Raw genomic sequence first — 13,442 nt, 5'->3', positions numbered from 1 at the left:
GTATCTTCGCCCCCTTATCTAAAGGAGCGATACAGATGCAAGTTCAAGACCTACGCTGGGCGTTTTTCTCATATGGAAATAATTTGGGAGATTTTACCCGGGCACTCGAAACGGCTAAAGGTATGCAAGCCAGTGGTGCCCAACTCAAATTCTTCAATCACGGAGGCATACACAATCACATGATCTCCAAAGCTGGTCTGGAAGAGGAAAACCTATTTCCTGAATTGAGCTGGGAACAGCATCAGATCATCATGGATATCAATCGATATAAAGCTAAAATTGGCACCCCTCTTCCCGTAAGTACAGAGCAGTGGATTCAGATGGCAGAGGCCGACCTCAAAGCTTTTGCAGAATACCAGCCGAATGGTGTTTATGCAGGATTGAATTTGAGCTGTATGATTTCTGTTCCCTATGCAAAATTGCCTATGGTTACCCAGGTGCCAACCGTAAACTGCCCGGCTTTTATCCAAAGAGGCATGTACGATATGCCCAATACGATGGAGCGAAATTTTTTCATGCGGCACATACTTCCTGATTTCATCAAACGCCAGATCATGCGCAAAGTATTGATGGGAGATTCTGCAAAAGCTTCTTTAACGACTTTTAACGAAGCGAGAAAACACTTTGGACTCAAACCTATATATAATATTACAGAACTTGTCCGAGGAGATATTACCTTATTGCCTGATATGCCTGAGATGAGTGGATTGGACGAAAGGCATCTTACAGATGGATATTTTTATACCGGGCCCATTTTTTCGCGTATGGATCTCCCGATTCCTTCGAAAGTAAGAGAAGTTTATAGCAGACCTGGCACCAATATTTTTTGTTCTCTCGGGAGTTCGGGTTATCCGGAAAGCTTGAAATCGATCATCGCAAGTTTGAAAAAAGATCCTGATCTGAATATTGTTTGTGCAACTACAACTATCCTTAAACCGGAGGATTTAGGTCCCAATAACGAGCGATTCTTTGCCAGCAAATTTCTCCCGGCCCATCTTGTAAATGAAATGGCTGACATAGCCGTTACCCATGGAGGACAAGGCACGATTCAAACTGCCGTCTGGGCGGGTACTCCTGTGGTAGGAATTGGATTTCAAGCGGAACAACAAGCCAACATCAATGGCATTGCCAAACAAGGCATGGCTATTCGAATTCCGATATTTTCCCTGACTGAAAAAAGGCTTCTAAAAGCCCTTAGCAAACTCAAGGAAAGTTCTTATCAAAAAGCGGCAAAACGCATGCAAGAGAAACTCAGGGCTATAGATGGGGTAAAAAAATCGGTAGATTTAATGAACAACTTCCTTTTACAAAAACTTTAGGCTGGTTTTTATGGATGCTTTCAGCCAAATATTAAGATCTGCAGCTCCCCTACCCGATCAGGAAATCGAAAAATTTCTGGATATGAGAGTCCGGCAAGAATTAGCTGTGGGGGAATATTTCATCAGAGCCGGAGAGATTCCCAGAAAAATTGCCTTCATCCAATCCGGCCTATTTCGCTATGTCTATATCAATGCAGAGGGGAAAGAATTTACCAAAAGCCTCTTCACCGAACATAGCATCCTGAGTTCCTATTCCTCCATGATCCAGAAAATCCCTTCCTATTTTTACATAGAAGCCCTGGAATCATCTGAGATCCTAAGTTTCGATTTTGAAGGATGGCAAGGACTACAAAAGGGCCACCCGGCATGGACGCAGTTTCTATTGGCCCTGGTGCAAAAAGGCTTTATGGTCAAAGAAAAACGGGAACGCGAACTCCTACTTCTCGATGCTGAGCAACGCTACCGTATCTTCCTCCAGGAATTCCCAGACATGGACAAACGCATCAAACAAAGCATCATCGCCTCCTACCTCGGCATTTCTCCCGAATCTCTTAGTCGGATCAGGAAAAACATGAACGGGATTTAAACATAAAAGCCAACATCCAGGCGGCGCTGGCCCTCAAAATTCGGTGAGAGGGGTGGATTTGAGAGTTGGATTTAGAATTTTGACGGTTTTTGCTCCACTTTTTTCCGTAAAAAAGTGGAAAAACTCTCACTTAACATACATCAATGACTCTCCCTTCCAGGCTAAATACCTTTGACTCAAATCAAATATTTAGCAAGAAAATTATGAAGCTCAATAATCAAAGAATACTGATCACAGGCGGAAGTTCCGGAATAGGGCTCGAACTGGCAAGCCGTTTAATTGAAAAAGGAAATAAGGTCATTATATGCGGTCGGTCAGTAGAAAAATTGAAAGCGGCAAACGTAAAAATTCCTGATTTACAGTATTTCGCCTGCGACATTTCTCAAAAAGAAGACTGTAAAAAGCTCCGCGACTGGATAAAACTCTATCACCCGGACCTCAATATCCTCATCAACAATGCAGCCATCGTCCATATGGCAAATTTCTATGAAGAGGAAAACATACTCGAAATGGCCGATAAAGAATTTGCGATAAATTTCTTTGGTCCCATTCACCTAATCAAACTTTTGCTTCCCGTTCTTGAGAAAAATCCTGATCCTGCCATCATCAATGAAACGACTGGCCTCGTTTATACTCCCCGGGTCGATTATCCCTTTTACAATTCAACCAAATCGGCCTTGCATGCCTTTACCCAGGTCCTTCGCGAACATCTGAAAGATCACCCTACCAAAGTTTATGAAGTCCTCTTCCCCGCAGTAGATACCCCCTGGCATAAAGGAAATCCTCCCAAAATTGCAATTTCGGTAGAGAAAGCGGTTGAAGAAATGATCAAGGGCCTCGAAAAAGATAAAGCCGAAGTTAAGATCGCGGGTGTGAAGCTTTTGTACATGCTTTCTCGCCTGGCACCAGCTTTTGCCTTTAAAAAGATCAATAGTTTGTAGCCTTTAGCCTAGACTTAAAAAGTCGCTTCTCGTTCGGGAAGCGGCTTTTTTGCATAAATACGATGACCCAAATATTGACTTATTCCTGATTTTATGACAAATTGAAGCTAATCCCCATCCTCCCTATGGGGTTCAAAATCATTAGCTTCCCTATACTTGATTCGTCTCAATCATGTCTAGATGCATTTGTATCTTGACAAAGGGACTCAAATGGAATGATCCTTGAACAATAGATAGGAAATACGCACTTAAAGAAAAACACAGCGTGAGACAATTAACCGGCCCTGAGATAGGCATACTACGGACTGCCCTTGAAGCGCATTATGATATCATGACGATTCGACCTTTTACTGAGATTCGAATTGACAAGGGATTTCTAAATTTCGTTTCTCCTCTTTCCCCCTTCAATGTTCAGCTTTTTGAGTTTATCAAGGCAGCCAATCAACGAGGATGGCAGGGAGAATTGATCAATGCTTTCCTGGCTGAGCATCCCGAACATGAAGAAGTACTAAAGCTTGCTTTTAGTCTGGGGATCGGAAGTGGGATGTATCAGGAGAAAGAAGAGCATGCGGTGGCTGACCTCAATGCCCTGGAGGAGATGGTCAACGATAATCCTTTTCTGGATTTGGCTGTCATGCTAAAGGAATTGGGACGAATAGAACGCTGTGTATGTCGGATTGAAGTAGAAAAGGAAATCGGCCGATCCTGGGGTACGGGTTTTTTGGTAGGGCCCGATCTTATCCTGACCAATTATCATGTCCTACAATCCTTCATTGAAGAACCTGCCAAAGTAAAAAGTGTCAATTGTGTTTTTGATTATAAAGTGCTGCCTGATGGCTCCACGATTCATCAGGGAACAGAAGTACATCCAGCTGGCAGTGATCCTATTTTAGCCTTCAGTCCGTATGGGCAACTGGATGTGAGCGGTTCGGATAATTTACAGGTGAACTGGCCGGAGGATGAACTGGACTATGCTCTGATGAAATTGGAAAGACCTATTGGCAATGAGCCTTTTGGACCTCAGGCCGGAGGTACGCCTATGAGTCCTGCAAAAAGAGGGTGGATTCCCGTTCCTTCTAATGATCCGGCTCTGCCTCAAGGTGGGCATGTCATCATTGTACAGCATCCTAAAGGGAGTCCACAAAAGATCGCCTTTGGATTCAGCAAAAGTGAAGGAACTGATCAGAATAAAATGAGATTGAGATATAAAGTAAATACCAAGGGAGGTTCATCTGGTTCTCCTTGTTTCAATGAAAAATACGAATGGGTAGCCTTGCACAATATGGGTGATCCCAGTTGGAACCCCGTGTATAACCAGGGCATAGTTGCCCAGAAGATCATAGCAGACCTGAAAACAAAAAATATTGACCTAAGCTCCTCCTGATGGCAAATTTATCACACGATTTACTCCTCGAACTGAAATCTTGCCTGGAAGCGACCCACAGTTTGCCGGCGGAATTCATTGCCCTGATCGGGCAAATGGATAATGCCCAATTGCAAATAGGCTGGGGTGATGTGAGTACGGATATGGCCGTTTTTAATGACATCCGCTTCAACTTTATCAAGCAACTCAATGTACGTGGAAGCATCTTTTACTTCATTGAGCAATATTGCCAGGCTTTTCAAGGGAATGTACAGGTGAGTAGTTTCCACCAGAAACTGGAAGAATTGGTGAGCAGAGATACTGCCGGTTTGCTGAGATATAATAAGGAACTTTTTGACTTTGCAGATGCCAAAAACCTACCCTTTATTGGTAGAAAGGAAACTAAAAAGTATTTCTACCTGATGTTCCATGGAGATCCACTCGTCCCTAAACTTCTACTCGTGAATGGAAAGAGCCGGACAGGTACCTCTTATTTAAAAAATTACTTCAGCGAACTGGCAGATTCGACCAAACTATTTCGATTCGTAGGCATTGACCTACGCTTTGATCTCGAAAACAAGACAGATGAATTGGTGCAATCCGTCCATATCGCCAAGCATCTGGCGATTAACCTGGATATGGAAGATCGCTACAAAAATCTGGATACCAGCCTGGGCAAGGACTTTAAGTACCAGTCTTTCCTCACTAACCTCAAAGTGCATCTGGAGAAATCCGAGCAGGCGCAATTATTTTTCCTCGATCATTTTAAAGATACCGTAGCAGATGAAACCTACGACTTCCTCACAGGCCTGGCTTCTCTGCTGACCCTCCAAAATGCACCGGGCTACCTCATTTTTGCAGGCTATACAGAACGGGGCCTGGATCTACTCGACGATTCGGACATCCCCTATGCTGAAAACATCATGGAATCCTTCTCAAAAGAGCATATTGAAAAGTTTTTCGAAAAGATTCATGTTTTTCTCTCTGCTAAATTTGCGGATGTGCTTCCAGATGAACTCAAGGCAAGCGAGCAATTTATCGACAAAGGCATGGAGATATTTAAGGACCAGGATTTCAACGAAAATCCCAATGTTGAGCCTATTGGAAAAAAGGCCAAACGCTGGTACAAAAAATTGAAAAGACAATTGGTAATGGCTGGTGATTTTTAAGTCTTATGTCTGAAAAGAAAAAAATAAACTTCGATCTGCTCAACCAGTCAATTCTGGATGAGGAAGAAAAGGCATTGAGCGAATATCCCTTCATGCGACTGGCGGCACTTTTGATCTCTTTTGGCTTAAAGGATTTCCACCGTATGTATGGACAAGTCATGGGAGATAAACTGAGTGAGGAGGATCGGGAAATACTACTGGAATATAGCGTCTTTCACGGCCAAGCAGATCTTTATAGCCTAAAGGATTATGAACGCAAAGAAATCCTGAGGGATATGGAGGAGGAAGATCAGATAAAAGTTCATTTGATGAAGATGAAAGGGATTGAGAAAGGGGAATCGCAGATTTTCTATGAGAAGGTATTAGCTGAAAAAACACTTGATCTGACTCCCTTGACTTCAAAAGAACTGGTATTGGCTCTTCGTTTTGTGGATTGGTTTTCCAAAACTTCCTATGATTTACCAGATAAAGAAGCAATTAATGCCCTCATCAAAAGAGACAGTCTCCTACGTCCTTTTAGCACGCTGACCGAAAATTTTCAAGGCCGAACAAAAGAACTGGATCAAATCAGAACATACGTAAGCAAGACTGGCCAGACAGATCCTCTATTGATCTCCGGCATAGGTGGTATTGGGAAATCGACTCTGCTAGCCAAATTTATCCTGGATTTTGTGGAAGAGGATAAGGCTAATAAAGTTCCTTTTATTTACCTCGACTTTGACAGACCGGGACTGTCCATTTCAGAACCTCTGCAACTGGTTTCGGAAGGCTTACGCCAGTTGAAAGTCCAGTTCCCAGAATTGTCAGAGCTCTTCACAGATATGCGGCATGATATCCAGACCTATTTGAGAAGCGATCGACAGAGCAAATACGTGGACATTGAGCAGATGTCCAAGTCCAATGTAGGTTCGCGCAATCTCATTTACGACTCCATCACCAGTCAATATCTGGATAGATTCCGATATGATCTTGAGAAGATTTCACGGCCCGTACTTTGGATCCTCGATTCATTTGAAGAAGCTCAGTACAGAGCCACCATTACGGACCTCAATAATCTCTTTGAATTTCTTCGGGAAGTAAGCGGGGTCATTTCTTCTTTTCGCCCTATAATCATTGGCCGATCGGATATGGTTAGCGCTTATGGGAATTTCGAACGTATGGTTCTTACCTCCTTCGACAAGGCCTCTACGATGGCCTATCTGGAAGCATTAGAAATAAATAATCGGGACCTGGTAGAGGAAATAGCCGATCGCATCGGAGGCAATCCCCTGACAATACAGCTGGCTGCTCAGGTAGTAAAGCAAGAAGCCAAGGCACAAGGTAAATCCATCGCTAAATTGAATGGAAAGGAACTATTCGACAAAATAGACGAAGGTAGAATACAGGAACATTTGGTCCGGAGAAACCTCGACCATATCCATAATGATCGAGTACGACAATTGGCTGTTCCGGGATTATTGGTGAGAAAAATATCTTCGGATGTCATACAACATGTCCTGGCAGAACCTTGTGGCTTAGGAAAAATTGATGCAGCCGATGCTTGGCAACTTTATCAGGACCTCCAACAGGAATCTTTCCTCATTACCGAATCGCATGGCAGTCTGAGTTTCCGGCAGGACTTGCGAATCGCACTCTATGATCTGATCATTCAGGATAAGGAAGTCAAATCTCAGGAAATTCATGAGAATGCCATCGCATTTTATCAGGATAAAACTGCTCCGCAAGATCAAGCAGAGTATCTGTACCATCGACTAAAAAGAGGGGATGATCCGGCTATAATCGAGGAACTTTATTCAGATAAAATCAGACCTTTCATCGAAAACTCTCTGACTGAATTACCCCTAAATGCCTATATTCTATTGGCAAATAAATTGAATATTACGGTTGATGATGAGGTCTTGAAAAATGCATCTGCGGCTTCATTAGAACCCTATCTCATAAATCTGGTTGAAGAGGTATTCAAAGAGGGGCATGGAGATTCACTAGAGGAAATCGAACGGATATTCCAGCGTTATCCCAAGCGCCTGGATCCTAGTTCCCTTTGGTATTATGAGGCAAAGAGTGCCTTGAGACTTGAAAAGCTTGATGTATATAAGGACCGAATAGGAAGAATTATGGGGGCAGGTGTCTATGGGACCAAAGAAGCTTTATTGGAAGCCCAATTCTATGAGTGTGAAGGGAAGTATGAATTTTCCGAGAATGTACTGGATCGGTCCAGAAAATATGAATCGACCGGTCTTAAGGATCGGATTGCACTCAATATCCAATCTTATATTTGCCGGGCGAGAACCAATCCTAAATCTGGCAATAATTTTTTAATTCCATTAGATATAAGCGACTCAGAAGAAGAGCAGGGAATTCCCCGGAATTTTATCCCCAGGCCTTACAGGGCGATTGATTTTGATAAAAACCAACGGGAGCTCCAATCCCAAAAATTGTCCAGCAAAGACTTAGAAGAATTTCTGTATCAGATCCACCAGATGCTTCTGCCAGATACCCAATACAGGAGAATTCTGGAAGCATTAGAGCAAAGACTCACCTCTGTCAAGGAAATAGAAGAACTTTTATTCAGCCGTTTTTCTCTTACCCTGGTTGACATTTCAGAGGCAGGTAGTCTAAAGCAGAATCTTCATGACCTTGCCAAATTTCTGGAACAAAGGGACGTATCTGAATATGCGGATTTAGTGGGTGAAGGAATGGAAAAGGTAGCCGAAAGCTCCTATGAAGAACAGCTGGCAATGCAAGATCAGATTAACTACATCCGAGAAATGATTGCTGAGGGGGATTTGCATGGAGCCTTTGACAGTACGCGAGAACTTCTGGAGAAAACCGATCAGATTCGTTTTGATACCGATCTTGTTCTCCTTTGGAACCGCTACCAACGCACCCAAAGCCAATCCAAGAAAGGCGTGATAGATGAAAAGGCTCAAATCAGGGCAATCAATCGCTATTCGGAAGCTCTATTAGATTTTCTGGATAGAGTGGAGAGTGGGTTGAATCCGGAGGCGTGACCCACCGAGAACCCACCGCCTCAGGCCCACACTCCCTTGACCTTCGGAACAATGGAGTGCGCGCGATGCCATTTAAAAGCCTTGTCATCTCGAGGATAAGATTTGTCTTCCCGAGCACTGTCGAAGGATCTCAATCAAGTGCCCAAACAATCCTATCATTATAAGATTTGGCAAGGCCGTGGGCAAGTATTTGAGGCCCTTCCACTTAGGTCAGGGTGACACCTTCGGTTTGCGTGTCATCTCGAGGCTTGGATTTCGATAGGCTCCCGTGCGCCGAGAGACCTTGTATTTTGGATAGATCAAATAATACATGATCTCTCAGCACTCAAGCCCTCACACCTTCAAACTTCGAGATGACCTGCGGTAGTATAATTTATGAAACACAAACTCACTTGTTCATACAGAACAAAGGAGTGCACTGATGGCCAGTATTAGAATTGTAAGAATGCCAAATGTGGGTCGTTTCCTTCTTGAGGAAACGGGGCTGTAGCGGAAGGGTCAAAGCTCCCTACTCACTCCCAAATTCACAGATATACTTCGATTCTGAGAGAAATTGGCACGTTCAGCATCTCTGAATCCTGCATACAAATCACCTTCCACAAAAATTTGCGTCTTACCCAGATTCAATCCGATCCCCAATCCTCCATAAGCTCCATGGTCCCAGCGATTCAGGATGGAGTTCTCTCCGAGTTCGATGTCGGTGCGGGTAATGGGTTCGTCATTGTTGGGCGTATCTTCTTGCTGCCCACCGACCAGAAAGGAAGCCCCATATCCTAATTTCCCAAAGACTTCAATGCGCTCATTGAGCAGCGGCAATCTTCCCATGGCCATTACAGGTGCTTGTACATAATCCAGGAAGAATTTGGTATCCCCATCGAAGATGATGAAGCCCGGGATACAGGCAGCTCCCCTTTCTGCGAAACCAGGTTCAATACCAATACTGATGTGCTTTCCAAGTGAATAATAGGCTGTAGCAGTTACATTCATGCCCATGACATGGGTTTCGGCACCATCTGGAACAGAGACAGGGCCATAGTCCTGCCAGGCACGTGTTACTCCTCCCTTAAGTCCGATTCTGATTTGCGCCTGAGTTTGAATAAAAGAGAAACTCAGGATAGTTAGCAATAAAATTTTGAGGCTTTTCATATTTGTGTTTGATGTAATTTCGAAATGCGTGTAGTAAAAAATGGATTTGCCTCTATGACGGAGAGTAGATATAGGAATGCTGCATGAGGGGGAAATTTATCTCCTTACCCCATAAGGATTCCCTGTCAAAAAAATAAGGGATCAATAGCCTGAGCTATCAATCCCTCTTATATCTTTAATGAATAATTCTTTTTTCTAGTAAGCCAAATTAGCCCCCAGCCAACGCTCCATTTTCTCCACACTCATTCCTTTGCGTTTCGCGTACTCCTCGACCTGCTCTTTGGTGATTTTACCGATTCCAAAGTAGCGGCTTTCCGGATGACTCAGATAAAGCCCACTGACGGAAGCCGTTGGATACATGGCCAGATTTTCGGTCAGGGTAATGCCCGTATTTTCCTCCACATTCAGTAAATCCCACAAAGTGAGTTTCTCGGTATGGTCTGGATTGGCAGGATAACCGGGAGCGGGACGAATGCCTTTATAAGCCTCACGAATCAGGTCATCATTGCTGAAGTTTTCGCTGGCGTCATAGCCCCAGAATTCTTTTCTCACTCGACGGTGCATAAGCTCTGCGAAGGCTTCTGCCAAACGATCGGCCAAGGCTTTGAGCATGATGCTTTTGTAATCGTCATGATCGGCTTCAAATTCAGCCAATTTCTTTTCGATCCCTAAACCAGCCGTAACTGCAAAGCCTCCCATGTGGTCTTCGAGGCCCGTATCTTTAGGGGCCAGAAAGTCTGAGATGGAAATATTCGGAGCATTCTTTTTATCGGCTTGCTGACGGAGGTTGAAGAAGTTGGCAATGGTCTCTGTACGACTTTCATCATAAACCTCCACGTCATCATCATTGATCGTATTAGCAGGAAAGAGGCCAATCACGGCTCTGGCTTGCAGCCATTTTTCCGCGATGATCTTATCCAACATTTCATTGGCGTCTGCAAAGAGTTTTCTCGCCTCTTCGCCCTTTTTCTCGTCTTTGAGGATCTTGGGATAACGTCCCTTGAGTTCCCAGGTATAGAAGAAAGGCGTCCAGTCGATCAGTTCGCGAATCTCAGCCAGATCATAATCCTCAAAAACGGTAATACCGGGCTTGATGGGTGAAGGTGCGACTCCTTTATCCCAATCGATCTGAAACTTATTCGCGCGAGCATCTTCCAGGCTGCGATAAGACTTGGCACTTTGACGGCTTAAATGTCCTTCGCGAAGTTTGTCGTACTCTTCCTGAAACTCATCTGCATAAGCTCCTCTTCGATCTTCATCCTCCTGCAAGAGGTTGTTGGCAACTGGTACGGCTCTGGACGCATCCAATACGTGAACCAAAGGTCCACGGAATTTAGGTGCAATTTTGACCGCTGTATGAATTCGTGAAGTAGTCGCTCCACCGATCAACAAAGGCATATCCATCTTGCGCTTGGTCATTTCCTCGGCGATGTAGACCATTTCATCTAAAGAAGGCGTGATCAAACCACTCAATCCTATGATGTCTACATTTTCTTCCTGAGCTGTATCCAGAATCTTTTCCAAAGGAACCATAACCCCCAGATCCAAAATCTCAAAGTTATTACAGGCCAGCACCACTCCTACGATGTTCTTCCCAATGTCGTGAACATCTCCTTTCACTGTTGCCAGCAGCACTTTACCTGCATTGCTAGCCTCCTGTCCTTCTTTTTCGGACTCCATATATGGCAACAAATAAGCTACTGCCTTTTTCATCACCCTGGCACTTTTCACTACCTGCGGAAGGAACATTTTACCTGAACCGAAAAGATCCCCCACGATATTCATCCCATCCATCAGCGGACCTTCGATTACATGCAAAGGCCTTTCGGCTTCCATACGGGCTTGTTCGGTATCTTCTTCTATGTATTCTACAATTCCATTTACCAGGGCATGAGCCAGCCTTTCATTTACCGGCTTCTCCCTCCACTCCAGATTTACTACCCGCTTTTTGCCTTCACTTTTTACGGTATCGGCAAATTCTACCAGACGCTCAGTTGCATCATCCCTGCGATTTAATACAACATCCTCTACCCTTTCCAATAAATCTTTGGGGACATCCTCATAGACCTGTAGCATACCCGCGTTCACAATCCCCATATCCATACCTGCTTTGATGGCATGGTAAAGAAATACCGCATGGATGGCTTCACGTACTACATTGTTTCCTCTGAATGAGAAAGAGACATTACTTACCCCTCCACTTACCATCGCATGAGGAAGATTTTCCTTGATCCAACGCGTTGCATTGATGAAATCTACGGCATAATTGTTATGCTCTTCGATTCCGGTTGCAATGGCAAAAATATTGGGATCGAATATGATATCCTGCGGATTAAAGCCGACTTCTTCTACCAGAATTCTGTAGGCATTTCCACATATTTCAATTTTTCTTTCGAAGGTATCGGCCTGTCCCTTTTCATCAAATGCCATCACCACTGTAGCAGCTCCATATCTTTTGATGAGTTTGGCTTGCTCGATGAATCTCTCTTTGCCTTCTTTAAGCGAAATGGAGTTTACAATTCCTTTTCCCTGAATACACTTGAGTCCCGCTTCTATGATCTCCCATTTGGATGAGTCGATCATGATGGGTACTCTGGCAATGTCTGGTTCTGCAGCTAAAAGGTTCAAAAATTTGACCATGGCCGCCTCTGAATCCAGCATGCCTTCGTCCATATTGATGTCTATGATCTGAGCTCCTCCTTCTACTTGCTGGCGAGCTACAGATAAAGCCTCCTCATAGTTCTCTTCTTTAATCAGGCGGGCGAAACGACGGGAACCTGTAACGTTTGTTCTTTCCCCTACATTGACAAAATTGGTAAGTTCTGTCAGTACCAAAGGTTCTAATCCACTAAAAGTGGGTAGATCTGTAGGATCGGGAACTACCCGAGGGGGAAATTGAGCGGCCACTTCTGCGATAGCGGCGATATGCTCTGGCGTACTTCCACAACATCCTCCCAAAATATTGACGATACCGTCTTCGAGGAAAGGTTTGAGAACCGCTGCCATACCTGCAGGTGTCTGGTCATATTCACCAAACTCATTAGGAAGACCAGCATTGGGGTGAGCACTGATTCTAATAGGCGCAACCCTCGAAAGGTCTTTTACATATTGACGCAATTGTTTGGCACCCAGGGCACAGTTTAGTCCTACACTCAGAAGATTTGAATGAGAAACGGAAGCCCAAAAAGCTTCTACAACCTGACCTGAAAGGGTACGTCCACTGGCATCTGTAATGGTCCCAGAAACCATGACTGGATAAGTCATCCCGATTTCCTCAAATAAAGCTTCTACAGCAAAGATGGCAGCTTTACAATTGAGGGTATCAAATACAGTTTCAATGAGAATGATATCTGCGCCCCCGTCGATCAGGCCTCTTGCCTGTTCTTTATAGGATTCAACCAGGTCGTCAAAAGTTACGGCTCTATATCCCGGATCATTTACATCCGGAGATAAAGAGGCTGATGCATTGGTCGGACCTAATGATCCTGCAACGAAACGCGGTTTGTCGGGATTTGCCAGGGTATATTCCTGGGCCGTTTCCCGAGCTATTTTTGCCGAAGCATAATTCAGCTCATAAACATATTCTTCCATCTGGTAGTCAGCCATCGCGATGGAAGTAGAACTGAAGGTATTGGTTTCAATGATATCTGAACCGGCTTCCAAATAAGCTCGGTGGATGTCTTTAATAATTTCAGGTTGAGTAATCGACAACATATCATTGTTGCCTTTTACCGGACAAGGATGATCCGCAAAGCGTTCTCCTCTGAAATCCTCTTCCTCTAATTTATGCCGTTGGATCATGGTACCCATGGCGCCATCAAGGACTAAAATACGAGTCTTCAGTAATTCTTGAAGGAGAGCCTGGGTATTGCTTTGAGTTTGTGTATCGTTCATATGAACTGCTATA

8 protein-coding genes are annotated in these 13,442 nt (G+C 44.1%); 6 read left to right on the top strand and 2 right to left on the bottom strand.

All coding sequences use genetic code 11. The features are described from left to right. Nucleotides 1-35 precede the first annotated feature (35 nt). The 6 genes from R8P61_00175 to R8P61_00150 all read left to right on the top strand — a co-directional run bounded on the left by R8P61_00175 (nt 36) and on the right by R8P61_00150 (nt 8,389). The gene (locus R8P61_00175) at nt 36-1,319 is read left to right on the top strand and encodes a glycosyltransferase (GenBank protein ID MDW3645459.1); all 1,284 of its coding nucleotides are present in this window, start codon (nt 36-38) and stop codon (nt 1,317-1,319) included. Nucleotides 1,320-1,329: 10 nt separating this feature from the next. Continuing rightward, nucleotides 1,330-1,905 (top strand): Crp/Fnr family transcriptional regulator, encoded by a 576-nt coding sequence (locus R8P61_00170; protein ID MDW3645458.1) that lies wholly within the window; start codon nt 1,330-1,332, stop codon nt 1,903-1,905. A 203-nt stretch (nt 1,906-2,108) separates the two neighbouring features. After that, nucleotides 2,109-2,846 carry an SDR family NAD(P)-dependent oxidoreductase gene (locus R8P61_00165; protein ID MDW3645457.1) on the top strand — a complete coding sequence of 246 codons (738 nt, stop codon included), beginning with the start codon at nt 2,109-2,111 and terminating at the stop codon, nt 2,844-2,846. 265 nt (nt 2,847-3,111) lie between these two features. Next, nucleotides 3,112-4,230 (top strand): trypsin-like peptidase domain-containing protein, encoded by a 1,119-nt coding sequence (locus R8P61_00160; GenBank protein ID MDW3645456.1) that lies wholly within the window; start codon nt 3,112-3,114, stop codon nt 4,228-4,230. Then, complete coding sequence (locus R8P61_00155; protein MDW3645455.1) at nt 4,230-5,378, top strand: hypothetical protein; 1,149 nt, start codon at nt 4,230-4,232, stop codon at nt 5,376-5,378. The genes R8P61_00160 and R8P61_00155 overlap by 1 nt, the downstream gene beginning before the upstream one ends. Before the next feature lie 5 nt (nt 5,379-5,383). Next, a complete protein-coding gene (locus tag R8P61_00150) occupies nt 5,384-8,389 on the top strand; it encodes an AAA family ATPase (GenBank protein ID MDW3645454.1) in 3,006 nt (1,001 codons plus the stop codon). A gap of 498 nt (nt 8,390-8,887) precedes the next feature. Here R8P61_00150 and R8P61_00145 read toward each other — a convergent pair whose 3' ends face one another. Beyond that, nucleotides 8,888-9,535, bottom strand: coding sequence for an outer membrane beta-barrel protein (locus R8P61_00145; GenBank protein MDW3645453.1), 648 nt, complete (start codon nt 9,533-9,535; stop codon nt 8,888-8,890). 195 nt (nt 9,536-9,730) lie between these two features. Continuing rightward, nucleotides 9,731-13,429: a methionine synthase gene (metH, locus tag R8P61_00140; GenBank protein MDW3645452.1), complete on the bottom strand. Its 3,699-nt coding sequence runs from the start codon at nt 13,427-13,429 to the stop codon at nt 9,731-9,733. Nucleotides 13,430-13,442 lie beyond the last annotated feature (13 nt).

The organism is Bacteroidia bacterium, from assembly GCA_033391075.1.
Lineage (GTDB): Bacteria > Bacteroidota > Bacteroidia > J057 > J057 > JAWPMV01.
This window is presented reverse-complemented; position numbering and strand designations above follow the sequence as displayed.